We start from the raw sequence: 18,119 nt of genomic DNA, 5'->3' as shown, positions 1-18,119 counted from the left end.
TTACGTGGCCCGCCCTACCCCGACAATCCGCCGCGTCAGCAGCTTCTGCAGCAACACGAACCCGAGCAGGAGCGCGCCAATGGCGACACGCGTCAGGCCCGAGCTCAGCATGCCCTCATACGTTGTGATCGACGTGAGAATGAGGCCGAGCATGAGGACCCCAATGAGCGTGCCGAACACCGAGCCCACCCCACCGGCGAGCAGGGTCCCGCCAATCACCACGGTCGCGATCGCATCGAGCTCCATCCCAACGCCTTCCAGGTGGCTGCCGCTGGAAAGATAGAAGGTGAGCACGGCGCCGGCGAAGGAGGCGCAGAAGCCACTCACCGCGTAGACGGCAACCTTCGTACGCTTGACGGGCAAGCCCATCAGGAGCGCAGCCTCTTCGCCGCCCCCGAGTGCATAGATGTTCCGACCGAAAGGCGTGAACACCGCGACGTACCAACCGACGGCGACGAACGCCAAGAACAAGACCGCGGTCAGGGGCAGCGAGCCGATCCGCGTGGTCGCGATAGCCGTATGGCGCGGATCCACGATGGCAATGGATTCGAGGTGGATGATGAACGCGAGCCCGCGCACGAAGAACATCCCGGCGAGCGTGACGATGAAGGGCTTGATACCCGTCGTGTGGATGAGCGTGCCGAGCAAGGCCCCCAGGGCGGTTCCGCACGCGAGCGACATCCCAATCGCGGCGAGGACATGCCAGTGGTGGTCCATCACAAGGACACCAATGAGCACGCTGGAGAAGGACATGACGGCTCCGACGGAGAGATCAATGCCGCCGGAGAGAATGACGAACGTCATGCCAACCGCGACGATGCCGAGCACCGCGTTGTTGGAGAGGAAGTTGATGAAGATCGGAAGGGAGAAGAAGCCGTCGTACCGCACCGACGCGGCGAGGTAGAGCACCACGTAGGCGAAGACCCCCGCCAGGACCGTGACGTGTTTACGCAGGAAGTTCACGCACCCTCCACCGGGCGGAGTCGCCGGACCAGACGCTCGAACGCCGCCGTCTGCATGAAGCAGACCCCCAACGCCACGATCGCCTTGATGATGAGCGTATGCTCCGTGATGACCCCTCTCATCTGGAGCATGATGGTGAGTGTCTGAATGAAGGTGGCACCGATGATCGAGCCGACAAGGTTGGCACGCCCACCGGTCAAGCTGGTCCCGCCCAGAACCACCGCCAGGATGGCGTCCAGTTCGAGGTAGAGCCCACTGTTGGCGACGTCAGCCTCCTTGATGTCGGCCGCGGCAATGAGCCCCGCGAGGCCCGCGCACAGGCCGCTGGCCATGTAAGCCGTCATCTGAATGGTGTGGACTCGGAGGCCGCAGAGCCGGGCAGCCTGCGGGTTGCCACCTGTGGCCTCGATGTAAAGGCCCGTCGCGGTCTTCCGGAGCAGCAGGGCAACGAGAACGAACACAACCGCGACGATAAGGACCGGGACCGGAAGTCCCACCACGGTGCCGTTGCCGATGAACTCGAAGGAAGGATTCTCGAAGCGGACCTTCTGGTCCTGGGTCAGCGCCTGCGCCACCCCCCGGCCCATCACCAGCGTCACCAGCGTCACAATGATGGGTTGGACGCTCCCGTAGGTGACGAGCGCTCCGTTGAGGGCTCCGACGACCAGGGCCGTGCCCAGTGCAGCCGCGACCGACACAGGCACGGACAGCCCCTGCTCCGTCATCAGGAGCGCCGCGACTGCTCCCGCGAGCGCCATCACCGAGCCGACCGACAGATCAATTCCCCCCAGCGCGATCACCAATGTCATGCCCACCGCGAGGAGCATGACGGGTGCACCGTTCTGGAAGATGTCGACGAGGGCACCGAAGAGTCGTCCGTCTCGGAACTCAAGTCGGGCAAAGCCCGTGGTGAAGATGAGGTTGAAGACCAGCAGCGCCACCAGCGCCACCAGGGGCCAGAAATTCCTAGGACTCATGGTGCTCCTCGCCGGCGATCAGCTTCATGACATCCGGAAGCCCCGCACTGGTGAGCTCGCCCACCTTCTTCCGGTCACGGAAGACGGCGATGCGATGGGACAGCCGCAGCACTTCCTCCAGCGCCGCCGAGATGAAGAGGACTGAGAGCCCTCGCTGCGACAGCTCGTGGATGAGGCGCTCGATCTCACCCTTCGCGCCGATATCGATACCGCGGGTCGGCTCATCGAGGATGAGGACGCGCGGATCGTAGGCAAGCCACCGGGCGAGGATGACCTTCTGCTGATTCCCTCCGCTGAGCAGCCGGACGGGTTGCTCGACCGAGGGCGTCTTGATGCCGAGCTTCGTCACGAACTCCTGGGCGATCCGCTCCTGCTGGGCCCGGGAGAGGGTGAAGCCCAGCTTGCGCTGGACAACGAGCGCGATGTTCTCGCGGACCGACAGGTCAGGGATGATGCCCTCCGCCTTCCGATCCTCGGGGCAGAATGCCAAGCCTTGTTCGATTGCATGTCGGGGACTCTTCGGAGCCGCGCCATTGACCGTGCCGCTGCGCGCGCGATCCGCACCGAAGAGCAGACGGGCGGCCTCCGTGCGTCCGGAGCCGAGGAGCCCCGCGAACCCCACCACCTCGCCCTCGTGCAGCGTCAGATCGAACGGAGCGATTCCCTTGCGCGTCAGGCCCTGGGCGGTGACGACCGCGGGCCTCGTGTTCTCTGTCCGCTCGTGGAGCGCGGGCTCCTCGGGAACCTTGCCCAGCATGTGAGAGACGAGCTCGAGGCGAGGAAGCTGCGAGGCCTCGTACGTCCCGACAAATGTGCCGTTGCGCAGGACCGTGATGCGGTCGCTGACCTGGTAGACCTGATCCAGGAAGTGGGTGACGAAGAGGATGCCGATGCCTCGCGCCTTCAGCCGCCCGATGATGCCGAGCAGCAGCTCCGTCTCATGGCTGTCCAGACTCGAGGTCGGCTCATCCATGATGATGACCCGTGCGTCCGTCTGGACGGCGCGGGCGATCGCGACGAGCTGCTGGACCGCGGTCGACATGGTGCCGAGCTGCTGATCGACGTTGATCCGCAGATCAAAGGTGGCGAGCAGCTCCTCTGCCTTGCGACGCATGGCGCGCCAGTCGACACCAAACCAACGCCGGGGCGCACGACCCAGGAACAGGTTCTCCGCGACCGTCAGGGTCGGGATGAGGTTCACTTCCTGGTAGATGGTGCTGATGCCCTTGCGCTGGGCATCTCCCGGTGAGGTGGGACGAAAATCACGCCCCTCGAAGGACAGCGTTCCACCGTCGCGCGGGTAGACCCCGGTCAGGATCTTGATGAGCGTCGACTTACCTGCGCCGTTCTGCCCCATCAGCGCATGCACTTCACCCGCCCGCACCTCGAGGTCCACGCCACGCAGCGCGTGGACCCCGGGGAAACGCTTCTCGACTCCTCGTGCGACGAGGATCGGCTCAGTACTCACGGGTGCTGATCACCTGGGCCGCGGTGGACTGCTCGAAGAGCTGGTCCTTGCTCTGGATGAACTTCGGAACCTTCTCACCCGCCCGGATCTTCGCGATGGTGTCGAACACGGTGGGACCCATCAGCGGGTTGCACTCGACGGTGGCGTTGAGCTTGCCCGCGACCATCGCCTCGAAGGCGCCCTTCACCCCGTCCACCGAGATGAGGATGACGTCCTTGCCCGGGTTCATGCCGGCCTCCTCGAGCGCCTGGATGGCGCCGAGCGCCATGTCATCGTTGTGGGCATAGACGGCCTGGATCTTCTCGCGGTCCGACTTGATGAACGCCTCCATGACCTCCTTGCCCTTGGCGCGGGTGAAGTCGGCGCTCTGGCTCTTGACGATGGTCATGCCGGGGTTCTTCGCGAGCACCTCCTCAAAGCCCTTCTTGCGATCAATGGCCGGGGCGGCGCCGGTGGTGCCCTGCAGCTCGTAGATGTTGGCCTTGCCGTTCATCTTCTTCGCGAGCCACTCGGCCGCCATCCTCCCCTCCTCCACGAAGTCGCTGGCGATCAGCGTGGTGTAGAGGCTCTCGTCGCTCACCTTGATGCCGCGGTCCACGAGGATGACCGGGATGTTGGCCTCCTTGGCCTGCATCAGGACGTTCTCCCACCCGGTCTCGACAACCGGGGCGAGCACGATGGCATCCACCTTCTGCGCAATGAAGGAGCTGAGCGCGTTGATCTGGTTGGCCTGCTTGCCCTGCGCATCCGCGAACTTCAGGTCAATGCCACGCTTCTCGGCCTCACCCCGGATGGACTTGGTCTCCGCGGTACGCCAGGCGCTCTCGGCACCCACCTGAGAGAAACCGATGACGAGCTTCTTGGCCGCAGCAGGTGCGCCGGCCGTCTCACCAGCCTGCTGCGGCTTCTCCGAGGACTGCTGCTTACAGCCGATGAAAGCGAGCAGCACGAATGGGATCATCCACCTCATGGGTCTCTCCAAGCGAGCGGCGGCCCTCACGAGACGCCGGATTCAGTAACGGTAAGCCCTGCATGACTGCGAACAGAGAACTGCCCAGACCAGACAGCGACCTACTGCTTCAACTCATGCACACGGACGTAGTCGAAGTGTGCGGTGAACCCTGCGCCACTCATGGACACCAGCCCGATCCGGGCCTCCGGACCCAGCGAGTGCGTCCACGTCCCCGCCCGGGTCCAGGTCGAACCATCCCGGCTCGAGTACGCCGTGTAGAGCTCCTCCGTGCCACGCTGGCGCTTGGCGATCCGCAACCAGACGGTCTCGTCGGCGGGGCCTCCGGCGGTCTCGCCGTAACGCGGCTTGTTCTCCGGCCCTACCTCCTTGGCGAACGCAATCTGACGTGTCTCCCAATACGAGAAGTGGACCAGCTTGACGTAGTGATTGTCATCGCCGTGGATGACGAGCCCCGCCTGGACGTAGTTGTGGCAGCAGCTCACCGGAGGGAGGTTCAGTCTGAGCCGGGTCTCAACGACATAGTCTCCGGCGGGTGCCGGCTGGGTGAGGACGGACGCCGAGTTGTTGTCCTCGTGGAGATCGGCCGCCTGGGTGTCGATGCGCAGGAAGCCATCCTCCAGTCCGAAACCGCTCTCGGCCGGCGGACGGATCCACGTCCACTGCGAGCCCAGCGAGGTCCCCTCGAAATCGTCTGAGTTCATGACGGCGCCAGGCTCCTCCTCCTTCACGGGAGAGACCTGATAGCGGCTCTTCTCACCGGGCCGGGCCGCTGGCGCCGGCTGCTCGGTGTCCGATGCCCACGCGCCACCGCGCACGGTCGGCCATCCGTCGATCCAATCCAACGCATCCATCAGCACCTGGCGCTTGGCGAGAGGCGCCTCCCCTACCTTCGGCGGCGCGAAGGAGGGATTGTTCCTGTCAATGGCGTGATAGACGATCCAGTCCTGGCCACCGAAGTCAGTCAGCACCGCATTGTGGCCTGGCCCCACCCAGCGGTTCCCATTCAGCCCGAGGACGGGCGTGCCACCTACGCGATTGTACGTGAGGCGGACGCCTTCACGATCCACGAAGGGGCCCCAAGGCGACCTCGAGCGCCCCGCGAAGATGCTGTAGCCCGTGAGCGCACCGACGCAGCAGTCCGTGGACGAGCCCAGCAGATAATAGAAATCGCCGTGCTTGATGATGCTGGCGGCTTCGTAGCGATTGGCGACCGTGACCTCGACCTGGCTGAAGGGATCGGAGGTCAAACCATCCTCAGAGAGCGTCCGCACGGAGATGCCCCCGAAATAGCTGCCGTAGTAGATGTATTTGCTGCCATCCTCCTCGACGAGCACCTCGGGGTCGTATACCCACCGGTCCTGATTGGCACAGCAGGGCGGATCCTGCGGCTCCACCACCGGCTTCGAAGCATGCGTCCAGGGGCCGGTCGGGCTGTCGCTGGTGGCAACACCAATGGCGCTGCCGCCCTCCTTCGTATTCACGACGGTGTAGTACAGGTGGTACTTGTTCCCGAAGTATTCGATCTCTGGCGCCCAGACATCGGACGTGGGCTCCGCCCACTCCGGCCGCTCGGTGAAGGCATCCCCGACATAGGTCCAATCAACGAGGTCGGCCGACTTCAAGGTGGGGATCAGGTGCTTCCTGTACCGCCCCGTGGAATCCCTGTCATTGTCGTTCAGGGGATCCATGGTGCAGTACATGTACCAGGCCTCATCACCCGGCTGTTGGCCACGGATGATCGTCGGGTCAGGACAGTTCTCCACCTGCCCTCCCCCTGGGATGGAGACCTTCAGAGGATTGGTATAGCTCTTGTTATTGGGGGTGGGCTCGGGAGGCGTTTCCGGAGGAGGGGGAGGCGCGTCCTTGCACGCCGCAGCGGCCACCAGTAGCAACACGCCCATCCACTGCCGGAACGAGAACGAACCTCTCCGCATGCAAACTTCCTCCGCTGTCGGGCTGGTTGAAACAGCCGGTGCTCCGGTCTGTCTCCGCTCCTGATGCGTCACAAAAAAGTCGCGCATCTCATACAGACAGGCGGAATGTGTCAAGGATGACATTCCCCTCGTACTTCAGGGAGAGAACGCAGCGCGTCAAACCTTGCGTACGCGGGCGGTAACTGTCGAAAGGCAGACAAAAGGACGGTGCGAAGCCGATCCCTCATCGACCACTCCACTTGGATTTCCCTAGCGTGCCGCCCCCCCCCCAAGTCGAGGAGTCCTCCCCCCATGCGTTTACGCGGTGTTCTCCTGCCCGCAGCCGTGTTGTCGCTGACCATGCTGGCAGCACTCCCCCTGCCGAGCTGCATCCCTCAGTCGACACCTCCTCAGCCACCGCCCCCTGCGCAGCCGCCACCACCGCTCGAGGTGACAAACCCGATCCTGTCCGGTGACTTCGCCGACCCGTCGGTGCTCCGCGTGGGAGAGGACTACTGGGCTGCGGCGACCTCGTCTGAATGGGCGCCGCACTTCCCGCTGCTGCACTCGAAGGATCTGCTCCACTGGGAGGTGGTGGGCCCCATCTTCCAGACCGCCCCGACCTGGTCGGAGGGCAACTACTGGGCACCGGAGCTCGCGCAAGACAAGGGCCGTTACTTCGTCTTCTACACAGCGCGTCAAAAGGGCGGTCCGCTGTGCGTCGCCGTGGCCACGGCAGCGCAGCCCTCGGGGCCCTATACCGACCACGGTCCGCTGGTCTGCCAGGAGCTCGGCTCCATCGACGGCGCGTTGATCCGCGACGAGAACGACACGCTCTACCTGGTCTGGAAAGAGGACGGGAACAGCCGGAGCCTGCCGACCCCCATCTGGGCGCAGCCTCTGTCGGAGGACGGCACGCGGCTCATCGGTGCGCCAACGCAGATCCTGATGAACGACTCGCCGTGGGAGGGACAGCTCGTCGAGGGCCCGCACCTCATCAAGCGCAACGGCTGGTTCTACATGTTCTACGCCGGGTCCGCGTGCTGCGGGCGTGACTGCAACTATGCCGTGGGCGTGGCGCGCTCGCGCAAGCTGCTCGGGGGATGGGAGAAGAACCCGCTCAACCCCATCATGAAGTCCAACGAGTCCTGGAAGTGCCCGGGGCACGGGAGCGTGGTGACGGACACCCAGGGCCGCGACTACTTCCTGTACCACGCCTACCGCGCCACGGATTTCGTCTATGTCGGTCGGCAGGGGCTGCTGGACGAGATCCAGTGGGCGGAGGATGGCTGGCCCACCATCAACGGGCGCCGGGGACCGGGTGGCAAGGTGTTGGCGAAGCCCGCTGCCTTCTCCGAGGATTTCACGTCCTCGTCCCTGGCCACTGGCTGGGTGTGGCCGAACGGACGTCAGCCCACCACGAGCGTCGAGGCGGGGCTGTTGAGCCTCTCTCCCCCGGCGGACCGGGCGGCGGATCCCATCGGCGCGGTCTTCGCGCGCTCCACCAACGCGGGCAACTACACCGCCGAGACCGTCCTGGACGTCAGCGGGCTGCCCGCCGGGATGGCCGCGGGGCTGTCGGCCTTCGGAGATCCGGAGAACGCGCTCGGCGTGTACGTCAGGTCGGGCAAGGTGGAGGTGTGGCACCGGGAGCGCAACACCCATGAAGTGCTCACAAGCCTCGATGCGCCCACGAGCGCAGACGGTAAGCTGCGCCTGCGCATGACGGCAAAGGACGGCCAGACGTACAGGTTCGCGGTAAGCCCCGAGGACACCACCTGGACGGAGGTGGGTCCAGAGCTGTCGGGCGCGTATCTTCCGCCTTGGGATCGCGGCGTGCGCGTGGCGCTCACCGCTGGCGGTGTCGCGGGTGCCTCCGCCCGGTTCGACTCGCTGCGGATCACCCCCAACTGATGCTCGTGGAGCTCTCGACGATGGATGCAGGTGCTGCTGCTACTTTCGAAAAGCTGTTCGGACACCCCGCCCGTGTCGTGGCACGCGCGCCGGGCCGGGTGAACCTCATCGGTGAGCACACCGACTACAACGGCGGCTTCGTACTGCCGATGGCCATCCCTCAGTACACGCAGGTGGAGCTGCGGCCGCGTGGGGATCGCACCGTCCGAGCCTTCAGCACCAACGTGGGGGAGCAAGCGGGAGTGCAGGAGTTCGTCCTGGGCCAGGAGACACCGGGGCGCGGCTGGCTCGACTACGTGCAGGGCGTCACCCTCGTCCTGCGGCGCGAGGGCTTCACGTTCGAGGGCTTCGACGTGCGCATCACCTCGCAGGTTCCCGTGGGCAGCGGGCTGTCCTCGAGCGCGGCGTTGGACGTGTGCCTCCTGCGAGGCCTGCGCGAGGCCTTCTCGCTGCCGCTGGAAGACGTCCGGCTGGCGGTGCTGGGCCAGAAGGTGGAGAACGACTTCGTCGGCGCGCCAGTCGGGGTGATGGACCCGATGGCCTGTCACCTGGCGGACGGAGGGGCCGCGCTCTTCCTCGATACGCGCAGCTTGAGCTACGAGCGGGTGCCGCTGCCGGCAGGAGTGGAGCCCGTGGTCATCAACTCGGGGGTGGCACACAACCACGCGGCGGGCGACTACCGCACCCGCCGGGCCGAGTGCGAGCGCGCGGCGGAGCTGCTGGGCGTGCCGCAGCTGCGCGACCTGACGGAGGCGGACCTGCCACGATTGAACGCACTGCCCGACCCGCTGGGCCGGCGCGCGCGTCACGTCCTGACGGAGGATGCTCGGGTGCTGGCCACGGTCGAGGCCCTGCGGACCGGTGACCTGGCGGCCCTCGGGCCCCTGATGTACGCGTCACATGCCTCGCAGCGTGACGACTACCAGGTCTCCGTGCCGGAGATCGACATGCTGGTGGAGCTGGCACTCAACGAGAAGGATGTGCTCGGTGCGCGCCTCACGGGCGGAGGCTTCGGTGGCTCCATCGTGGCGCTGGCGCGCACGGGCACCGGGGCCAGCGTGGCACAGCGCATCGCTCAGGCCTACTCGAAACGCTCGGGCCGTACTGCCACAGTGCTGGTGCCCTGACGACCCGCAGCGCTCAGAACGTCACAGACGCACCGTGCCAAGGCGGTGCGTCGCTCCAGCGCAATTGCACAGTGCGCGCGGATCGCGGAACCTTGGCGCCATGCCAGACCAACTAGCGGACAAGGAACTCGACAGCCCCGTCTTCGCACGTGACGGCTTCGATGCCGCGAGCTTCCGGGAGCTGCTCGCCCGGTACCAGCGCGGTGAACTGGTTGAAGCTCCGCCTCTCGCGGGCTCCCTCCAACCCCTCCAGGAGGGTGACATCCGAACGCTCCCTGCCGAGGGCGCTCCCGAGTACGAGCAGTACCGGGCACGTGGCGAGGAGGCGTTCCGCCAAGGCCAGGTGGCCGCCCTCGTGGTGGCCGGTGGCGCCGGCACGCGCTTTGGTGGCGCGGTGAAGGCGCTCGTGCCCGTCATCGGAGAGCGGACCTTCCTCGACTTCAAGCTCGAGGAGGCGCGCCGGCTGGGGGCACGTTTTGGGCGTCCGGTGCCCGTGGCGCTGATGACGTCCTTCCTCACCCATGAGGGGATCGCCGCGCACCTGAAGCAGCGAGGCGAGGAAGAGAACGTGTTCCTCTTCCGCCAGCGGATGCTCCCGCGGCTCACGCCGAAGGGGGAGCTGTTCCGGGAAGCGGACGGGCAGCTCTCGTTCGCTCCCTCGGGGCACGGGGACGTCTTCCGCGCCTTGCGCGAGAGCGGCGTCGGGGCGGAGCTGCGCAAGCGCGGCGTGCGCTGCGTGTACTTCTCCAACGTGGACAACCTGGCGGCGACGCTCGATCCGGTGGTCATCGGCATGCACCTGACGTTGGGCAAGGCCATGACGGTGGAGGTGACGCCGCGGAAGAACCCCAGCGGGGCGCTCGACGCGGGCGCGGCGCCGGTGCGGCTGAAGGGTCAGCTCCAGCTCGTCGAGAAGGTGGACCCGACCCAGCATGCGTTCATCTCGACCAACAACATCACCTTCGACCTGGCGGCCATCCTCGACAAGGAGATTCCCATCCCCTACCGGGTGGTCTCCAAGAAGGTGGAGGACCAGCCCGTGCTCCAGCTCGAGCAGGTGACGGCGGAGGCCAGCAGCCTCATGCGCCCGGATGGTCAGCCGCTCGTCCCCGTCGCCTTCATCGAGGTGAGCCGGACGGATCCGATGACCAGCCGGTTCGAGCCGGTGAAGGCTCCCGATGACCTTCCGCGCGTGGCGGAGCGTCTCCGGAAGCGCTTCACCTCCTGAGTCCCTGCGGGTCAGCGGCTGGCCAACAGCGCACGCTTGTTTGGCTTGCCGCTCGGCCCAACGGGAACCTCGGCGATCAAGGTGACGGTGCGCGGTACGCAGGCCTGCCCCAGCCGGCTCAGCACCCACTCGCGCAGTTCGTCGGCGTCAGGCTTCGCGCCCTGCTTTGGCACCACGAAGGCGTGCACCGCCTCTCCGGTCTGCTCGTCGGCGGCGCCGACGACGTAGGCCTGGTCAATGCCAGGATGCTCGGCGAGCACCCGCTCGATGGCACCGGCGTAGTAGACGTTCGCGTTGACGATGATCACGTCGCGAGCACGACCCACGAGGTGCACGTAACCCTCGCTGTCGACGTAGCCCAGGTCGCGGGTGCGAATCCAGCCATCGACGAACACCTCGGCGGCCTCCTGCGGATCCGACCAGTAACCGGACGCCTGGTACGGCGTGCGAACGAACAGCTCGCCGACCTCTCCGGGAGGCATCAGGGAGCCGTCGGGGCCGCGTACCTCCAGCTTCGTCGTGGGCTCGATGCGGCCCACGGAGGTCAAGGCCTCCTTCGACGCCAGCGCCTCCCGCGGAGTCAACATCGAGAGCAGACCGGCCTCCGTCTGGCCGTAGCCCTGGAAGACCACCGGGCCGAGCCGCTGCAGGGCATCGGCGTATCGCTGCGGACTCAGCGGCGAGCCGGAGACCATGAGGGCTCGCAGGCTGCTGACATCGACCGGATCCGTCCGCAGGCTGTCGAGCATCTGGTAGAGCCTCGGCACGCTCAGGATGCTGCTGGTGATGCGGTAACGGGCGATGACGGCCGGGAAGAACGGCCGGAGGTTCATATCCTCAGGGATGACGAGGGTGCCCCCGCTGAACAGCGTCACCAACGTATAGTCGAACGCGACCTGGCTGTTCAGCGAACCGAACAGCACGTGACGGCGCATCCCCGCGGCGAGCTCGCGGATGGAGGGGCTCCAGCGCTCGGGATACGCGGGCCAGTCCTCACTGATGGCCGCGTATGTCTGGACGCCTCCCTTCGGATTGCCGGTGCTGCCACTGGTGTAGATGATCCGGGCGATGTCGTCCGGCCGTCCCGCGGCCCGCAGTGCGGCACCGTCATCCTCGGAAGCGAGCACGTCCCGCAGGCCTGACACCGCGCCGAGGCACAGCAGCGGCAGGTTCCCGGCCGCCTCACGTACCTCGGGGGTGTGGGTTGCCGGATCGAGGAGCAGGAAGTCGACGCGGTCGCCGAGCAGATGTGCCAACTGCCCGGACGTCAGGCCCGGACGGATGCCGGCAATGCGAGCTCCCAGCGCCCACGCGGCGATCATCGCCGCGAAGGTCTCCGGCGTGACGCTGGTGAACACGGCCAGGCCGGTGCCGTGCCCCACACCGGCGGCCCGCAGGCCCGCGGCCACGCGCCGAGTCATGCGCAGGATGTCCGCCGCGGTGACCGTTCGGTTCCCGTGCTCGAACCAGATCCGGTCTCCGTCTCTACTCATCAGGTCAAGCACTGTCTGGGGAAACATGTTGTCGGCCATGCGGGCCACTATGGGACAGCGATCCAGACAGTTCAACGCTCAACCCATGACGCGTCCTTTGTCACCGTCACCCGCAGCGCCGCAGAACTCGTCCGCCACCCTCTCTCGCTTTTCCTTGCATCCTGAGAAGGATGTTCTCACATGGAGAGGCGTGTCGGATGCGCATCGTGACATTCCTGCCATGTATGTCTGGGACTAGTACAAGTCCAATGGCTGCCTCTTCGGCGCGAACAGCAGCATCATGATGAGTTCTACGAGTAGCGCTCAAGTCGCTGGCACGGGTCTCCGGTTCAGCATGTACTGCCGCTCGGTGTTTCGGAATCCCACCGAGCGATAGATGCGCCCCGCCGGCCCGTGCTCATCCGCGACGATGACGAGCACGCTCGCGCCCATGTTCGCGAGTGCATGGCGCGACACTTCGTGGACCATCGTCCCGCAGACGCCCCGGTTCCGAAACTCCGGATGGGTCTCCACTTCCTGGAAGCGAGCTACGCCCTCCCTGCAGAAGATGCCCAGGTCACCCACCAGCCGGCCCTCCAGGAACGCGCCGAACCAGGTGCCCAACCCGGCGCGCGTCAGCTCACGGTACCGGCCCACGTGGCGGTGGACGAAGGGGACGTAGACATCGAGCGGCGCAGGCGGCTCGTCATCCGTGAGGTGCAACTCCACGACGGCGGCCCACTCCGCATCGCTCTCGAGTGGACGGACCTCGAGCCCCGCGAGGGGACGCGGTGGCGGGTGGACGGTGTTCGCCGTGAGGACGTCGTTCTCGCCGAGCGTGAAACCCGCGGCGAGGAACGGCTCCACACCCCCCTTGCTGCCGTGCGGGTCATCCCAACCGAGCATCACGTGGCGTACGCGTGGCGCGTGCGCGAACTCCTCATGGAATCGCCGCACCCAACGAACCGCATCCCCCGGGCCCGGCCGTGAAGGAAACAGCAGCATGTTGCCGCTGTAGAAATCCGGGTCCGAGGGGGTCTCCAAGCGCACGCAATCCTCGCGCTCCGTCACGGTGCCATGAAACGCGTGGATCATGAAGTCAGTGCGGTAGGCCAAAGAACGGGCACGGAACATGGGAGCACTCATAGCGCATCAACCCGCGAACACGGGCAACCGGCTCACCCCACTCGGTCGTCGTACTTTCGAAGGTCTGAATCATGGGTGGCAGGCTTGTTACCATGGCTCCAGTCATTTCAGGAGCAAGCGCCATGTCAGACATCACGCACCGCACCCTCAAGACGAACGGCATCCACCTCCACATCGCCGAGGCCGGTAAAGGACCCCTCGTACTGCTCCTCCACGGCTTTCCGGAGTCCTGGTACTCCTGGCGCCACCAGCTCCAGGCGCTCGCGGACGCCGGCTACCACGCGGTCGCGCCCGATGTTCGCGGCTACGGCCGCAGCGACAAGCCGCAGGCAATCGAGGCGTACAGCATGAAGACCCTGCTCGCCGATTACATCGGCCTGCTCGATGCCCTCGGGGAGGAGACCGCTGTCGTCGTCGGCCACGACTGGGGTGCGCCCATGGCGTGGAACAGCGCCGCGCTCTACCCTGACCGCTACCGTGCCGTTGTTGGCATGAGCGTCCCGTACCTCGGCCGCTCGCCCATGCCGCCGACCCAGGTCTTCAAATCCACGTTTGGGGAGACGTGGTTCTACGTCCTCTACTTCCAGGAACCTGGCGTCGCAGAGGCGGAGTTCGAAGCGGACATCCCAAGGACGATGCGCACAATGCTTACCGGCATCCCCGGGTTCGATCCGACGACCAATGCCGTGCAGACCAAGAAGAAGGGCGACAAGTTCCTCACGGGCCTCGACACCCCCAGTACGCTCCCCGCCTGGCTCACGGAGGACGACCTTGCGTACTTCGTGAAGGAGTTCGAGAGCAGCGGCTTCCGTGGAGGGCTCAACCGCTATCGCAACATGGACCGAGACTGGAAGGAGTTGCCCGAGCTCGCGACAGTCAAAATCGAGCAGCCCGCGCTCTTCATTACCGGAGAAAAGGACCCGGTACGCGCTTTTGGCCCGACTGACGCCATGAAGGCACTGGTGCCCAACCTCAAAGACATGCTCGTCATCCCTGACGCTGGCCATTGGATCCAGCAAGAGCGCCCAGCCGAGGTCAATGCAGCGCTGCTGGCCTTCCTGAAGGAGCTGCCCGCTACGCCATAGGCGAAAGAGCCGCGCGGTACGCGTCGATGAGCACGTCGACCCAGGCTTCCAGGTAGTGCTCCGCGCGCTTCGGATCCGACGGACGGGGATCGCCGACGGTGCCGTTTGGGGCGTTCTCACGGAGACTCGGATAGAAGAGCGCGCTGAGCCGCTCGGTCGGCTCCACGAAGCCAGGTTCCAGCCGGTCCAGGCGCACGGCGTCTGGATGCAGGCCGCGAATGATGGACGTCTCGAATTCGCCGGCATGCGCTCCCGAGCACTCCCGCTCCACGCCATGCGCCTTGCTCGCCTCCAGGAGGACACGCGTCAGCTGACGGCTCTCCGTGAAGACAATGAGCTTCATGGGAGCGCTCGCGGCTCGCAGCGCGTCCATGCACTCCGCAAGGGGGCCATAGTTCCCTCCATGGGCCGAGAACAGAAACACCCGCTCGAACCCATGTTGCCTGCAGGAGGCGAGCAGGTCCGAGAGGACCGCGCTCAATGTGGCGGTGCTCAAGCTGAGCGTGCCCGGGAACGCCATATGTTCCGTCGAGCATCCGAACGCAACAGCCGGACAGGCGATCGCCTCCTCGACGCGTGCGCAGAAACGCTCGGCGAGCGCGTCGGCGATCCATGTATCGGTCGCGAACGGCAGATGGGAGCCATGCTGCTCGATGGCGCCAAGAGGAAGGACGGCCGTACGGACGCCGCTCGCGAGGAGCCGCTCGAGCTCGGGCCAGGTGAGCCGCTCCAGGCGCCGTTCGACGGGTTTCGAGGCACGTGCGCTCGGGGTCTCCGAGCCGACATCGTAGAGCGGCCCGTCGAGCCCGCGGCCCGGCCATCGTACCTGATTGATGCGCCGCGCCTCGATGACCCGCAGCATGAGGTGATTCATCATGGCCTCGTGCTCGAAGATCGCCAGCGGCCCCGGAAGACGCGCCTCACAGCGCACGAGTGCGTGCCGCTCCGGGACGAGCATCGTCTCGAACCGGGAGAGCAGCTCCGCCTCCCATGGCTCGCCCGCGTGGGTCAAAGCGAAGAACATCACACGTTGGGTGTGGCTTTGTTGAAACGGTCCATGCTCGAAGTGGAGCAAGTCCCAGACAGCGGGAAGTGGCGCTAGCATTCCCTCCAACACCTTGTACTGAAGGTTGGCCACGAGCCCTCCGTACTCTCCGCTCGTCAAGAACGCGATCTCTCCTGGGAGGATATCCGGCTCCCGGCCCGCGAACGCCTTCTCCACCGCCTCCCCGGCATCCTCGATACGCGCGCAGATGGCCTCAATGTCGATGGCGATGGAGGCGACCCCAATACACTCACCGATGGCTTGGGCAAGCCGAAGAGCACAGAGATAGCCCGCCATCGGTCCGAGCACGCGAACGAACGTCGTGTATTCGTCTTCTGGGAGGAACCGCACCACCTGGCCGCCCGCCTCCACCAGACGTTCGAGCAGTTCCCGTTTCGCCTCTTGCCCGGGCCGAGCGACACCCGCATCGGTCACCGCAGTCGCGAGCACCACATGTTTCCACGCCCTGGGTGTTACCAGCGGGAGTTGCGCGTTCGGTGAGAGCCCTTGAGAGAAGACGATGAGCGCATCACGCTCGGACATGTGGTGCGGAGCTGACGAAAGCGCCGAGAGCGGAACGAAGCGCGAAGGAAGCCCCATCTCCCCGGCGAGGAGGTATGCGAGGTAACGCGCGTGTGCTTCCGAGCTTCCCACGCCACTCGTGATGAAGCAGCGTACGGAGCGAGGATCGAAACGCACCGGCTCTATCGGGCTCTTCGCGTAGGCCCGCAGCATCGCGGGAAGGTGCCGCACCCGCTCTCGAAGCACCTCGTACCCGGCGCGCCATGTCTGGTCGGACATCGGTCACTCTTTCAGGACGCAATCTTGAAGAGGATGGGAGCGGAGAGCCAGAACCCGTGTCGCTCGAATGCGTCGACCAGGTACCGCCGCGTCGTGTCCTCGTCAAAACTGGTGAAGGCGGGGATGAGCTCCTTCCCCGGGATGTGATGCGCGAGGAGCACGAAGATCGCCTCGTCCGCGAGCCGGGAAGCCGCCAACGGATCGACCTGGAAACGTGGACCGAGGAGCGAGGCCGTCAGCAGCGCATCATCGCCATCCGCGGACGGGAACACGGCGACGCCATGCCCATGCTGGACCATCTCGGCGACAATCCTCTTCCACTGTGGCTTGTTGACGCCGTTGCGGAGCGGAAAGCGTTCGAACAGCGATTCACTCTGGATGCGAACGAGTGGTACCTGCTGAGAGCCCTCCGCGGACTGGCCGTACGTGAGCACGACGCGCTCGCAGCCCGCCAGGAGATCGACGTAGACGTGGGCCCGGAACCACGCGAGCTGGCCCTCGGGGCTGACGCGGATGGGGAGGAGATAGGACGCCATCCGAATGAGGTGCGGGGCCCCCTCGAGCGGCGTGGGCTCGAAGGCGAGGACCGGCTCCGGGAGCTCGGCCTCCTTCTTGACGAGCATGCTTCTGGCGAGCGAATGGCCCACGCGTCGCTTCGACGAGAGATAATGGACGTTGAAGGGACTCGCCTCGCGCTGAACCCGCTCTGCGGCCTCGACGGGAATTCCGAGCTCCTTGAGTGCGCGGGTCTTCTCCGGGTTGTTCGTGAGCAGCCGGATGGGCGCGTGCACGCCCAGAAGCTGGAGCGCCAGCATCACCTCGTGGTAGCGGCGATGGTCAGGGTCGAGGCCGAGCGTCTTGTAGGCCTCGAAGGTCGTGACCGTATGGCGGCTCGCCTGGACGAGCATGCGATCGCGCGCCTTCGCGGCATATCCCGCGCCTCGGCCCTCCTGCATCAAGTAGAAGATGACGCCACGCCCCACCTCGGCGATGCGCCCGAGCGCCAACTCAAGCTGCTCGGCGCAGTCGCAGTCGCAGCTCCCAAAGGCCTCGCTCGTGATGCAGGCCGAGTGGATGCGCGCGAGCAGCGGCTCCGGTGTCTGGATGTCACCGAGGCATACCGCGAGCGCGTAGGTGCGCGTGTAGAGGTTCTGGAAGACATGCACCTGGAAGTCACCGTAGCGTGTTTCCAGGAGCTGCTCGCCGATATGGAGCAGCAGGCCGTAGGTGGAGTGCTTACCCTGCAGCATGTTGTTTGTCGAGAGGGCCACGGGCATGGCGCGGACAATTTGCATCCGTGGTGCCAGCAGCCCCATCGCGCAACATGCAGGGCGGGTCCCCACCAGGGTTTTTCCTGCTGGAGCCCGGCTCGACACGTCAATGGACGTGTTCTGGCGCGTCAACACGGGGCTGACGCGTCACTGCGCCTCGACTACTCCTTCTTGGAGATGACGCCGCAAGCCACGCGGCCCCCCGAGTTGCCCGCGGGATCCGTCACGAGGTCGTCCTCACCCGCGTGGACGATGATGGCCTTGCCCACGACGTCATTGGCGGAGCCATCGCCGATCTTCCACTCCGCCTTGGAGAGCTTTAGCGTGCCCTTGCCGTCCTGGCCGATCTCGATGTTGCCGAGGTCGCCCAGGTGGTGGTTGGGGTCGGCCGGACCATGGGAATGGGACGTGGGGTTCCAATGGCCGCCCGCGCTGGAGGCATCGAGAGCGCTGCAATCACCCGTCTGGTGGATGTGGGCGCCGTGCTTGCCCGGGGTGGCGCCGGAGACCTCCAGCGTCAGCGTCACCTGGTCACCGTCTTCCTTGAAGGTCGCGGTGCCGGTGGTGGTGCTACCGCTGCGGCTCTCCAGGGAGGAGGTAGCCTGAGCCCCACCGCCACAGGCGGCGAGCACGAGCGCCGCCGAGAGAACTGTTGTACGAAGGCTCACGTTGACCCACTTCTTCATCGTGTCTCCTGTGTGGCTCCACTCGGACAGCAGAGCCGGAAAAGCCACCC

Annotated in this window: 14 protein-coding genes; 4 read left to right on the top strand and 10 right to left on the bottom strand. The window is 65.8% G+C overall.

Annotated elements, in window-relative coordinates:
* The 5 genes from F0U60_RS17910 to F0U60_RS17890 all read right to left on the bottom strand — a co-directional run bounded on the left by F0U60_RS17910 (position 1) and on the right by F0U60_RS17890 (position 6,315).
* On the bottom strand, positions 1-963 hold the full coding sequence (locus F0U60_RS17910; RefSeq protein ID WP_395821356.1) for a sugar ABC transporter permease YjfF: 963 nt from the start codon (positions 961-963) through the stop codon (positions 1-3).
* The gene (locus F0U60_RS17905) at positions 960-1,940 is read right to left on the bottom strand and encodes an ABC transporter permease (protein WP_395821353.1); all 981 of its coding nucleotides are present in this window, start codon (positions 1,938-1,940) and stop codon (positions 960-962) included. Before F0U60_RS17905 ends, F0U60_RS17910 begins: the two co-directional genes overlap by 4 nt.
* Positions 1,930-3,408 (bottom strand): sugar ABC transporter ATP-binding protein, encoded by a 1,479-nt coding sequence (locus F0U60_RS17900; RefSeq protein ID WP_395821351.1) that lies wholly within the window; start codon positions 3,406-3,408, stop codon positions 1,930-1,932. Before F0U60_RS17900 ends, F0U60_RS17905 begins: the two co-directional genes overlap by 11 nt.
* Positions 3,398-4,378 (bottom strand): ABC transporter substrate-binding protein, encoded by a 981-nt coding sequence (locus F0U60_RS17895; protein WP_395821348.1) that lies wholly within the window; start codon positions 4,376-4,378, stop codon positions 3,398-3,400. The genes F0U60_RS17900 and F0U60_RS17895 overlap by 11 nt, the downstream gene beginning before the upstream one ends.
* A 101-nt stretch (positions 4,379-4,479) precedes the next feature.
* On the bottom strand, positions 4,480-6,315 hold the full coding sequence (locus F0U60_RS17890) for a family 43 glycosylhydrolase (RefSeq protein WP_395821345.1): 1,836 nt from the start codon (positions 6,313-6,315) through the stop codon (positions 4,480-4,482).
* A 291-nt stretch (positions 6,316-6,606) separates the two neighbouring features.
* Between F0U60_RS17890 and F0U60_RS17885 the strand changes: the two genes are divergently transcribed.
* The 3 genes from F0U60_RS17885 to F0U60_RS17875 all read left to right on the top strand — a co-directional run bounded on the left by F0U60_RS17885 (position 6,607) and on the right by F0U60_RS17875 (position 10,563).
* Positions 6,607-8,208 carry a family 43 glycosylhydrolase gene (locus tag F0U60_RS17885; protein ID WP_395821342.1) on the top strand — a complete coding sequence of 534 codons (1,602 nt, stop codon included), beginning with the start codon at positions 6,607-6,609 and terminating at the stop codon, positions 8,206-8,208.
* A gap of 20 nt (positions 8,209-8,228) precedes the next feature.
* Positions 8,229-9,335, top strand: a complete 1,107-nt coding sequence (galK, locus tag F0U60_RS17880; protein WP_395821339.1) for a galactokinase — start codon at positions 8,229-8,231, stop codon at positions 9,333-9,335.
* A gap of 100 nt (positions 9,336-9,435) precedes the next feature.
* The gene (locus tag F0U60_RS17875) at positions 9,436-10,563 is read left to right on the top strand and encodes a UTP--glucose-1-phosphate uridylyltransferase (RefSeq protein ID WP_395821336.1); all 1,128 of its coding nucleotides are present in this window, start codon (positions 9,436-9,438) and stop codon (positions 10,561-10,563) included.
* 11 nt (positions 10,564-10,574) lie between these two features.
* On the opposite strand, the gene F0U60_RS17870 is transcribed toward F0U60_RS17875, so the two are convergent.
* Both F0U60_RS17870 and F0U60_RS17865 read right to left on the bottom strand, forming a co-directional pair.
* A complete protein-coding gene (locus F0U60_RS17870) occupies positions 10,575-12,095 on the bottom strand; it encodes a class I adenylate-forming enzyme family protein (RefSeq protein ID WP_395821334.1) in 1,521 nt (506 codons plus the stop codon).
* 264 nt (positions 12,096-12,359) lie between these two features.
* Complete coding sequence (locus tag F0U60_RS17865; RefSeq protein WP_395821331.1) at positions 12,360-13,169, bottom strand: GNAT family N-acetyltransferase; 810 nt, start codon at positions 13,167-13,169, stop codon at positions 12,360-12,362.
* Positions 13,170-13,303: 134 nt separating this feature from the next.
* Here F0U60_RS17865 and F0U60_RS17860 point away from each other — a divergent pair, with 134 nt between their 5' ends.
* Positions 13,304-14,266, top strand: coding sequence for an alpha/beta fold hydrolase (locus tag F0U60_RS17860; protein ID WP_395821329.1), 963 nt, complete (start codon positions 13,304-13,306; stop codon positions 14,264-14,266).
* Here F0U60_RS17860 and F0U60_RS17855 read toward each other — a convergent pair.
* The 3 genes from F0U60_RS17855 to F0U60_RS17845 form a co-directional block, all read right to left on the bottom strand.
* Positions 14,256-16,112 carry a creatininase family protein gene (locus F0U60_RS17855; protein WP_395821326.1) on the bottom strand — a complete coding sequence of 619 codons (1,857 nt, stop codon included), beginning with the start codon at positions 16,110-16,112 and terminating at the stop codon, positions 14,256-14,258. The genes F0U60_RS17860 and F0U60_RS17855 overlap by 11 nt on opposite strands.
* 11 nt (positions 16,113-16,123) lie before the next feature.
* Positions 16,124-17,407, bottom strand: coding sequence for a GTP cyclohydrolase II (locus F0U60_RS17850; protein ID WP_395821323.1), 1,284 nt, complete (start codon positions 17,405-17,407; stop codon positions 16,124-16,126).
* 137 nt (positions 17,408-17,544) lie between these two features.
* Entirely contained in the window at positions 17,545-18,069 is a 525-nt protein-coding gene (locus tag F0U60_RS17845; protein WP_395821319.1) for a superoxide dismutase family protein, read from the bottom strand.
* Positions 18,070-18,119: the final 50 nt, after the last annotated feature.

Source organism: Archangium minus, assembly GCF_044360475.1.
GTDB classification, from domain to species: domain Bacteria; phylum Myxococcota; class Myxococcia; order Myxococcales; family Myxococcaceae; genus Archangium; species Archangium minus.
This window is presented reverse-complemented; position numbering and strand designations above follow the sequence as displayed.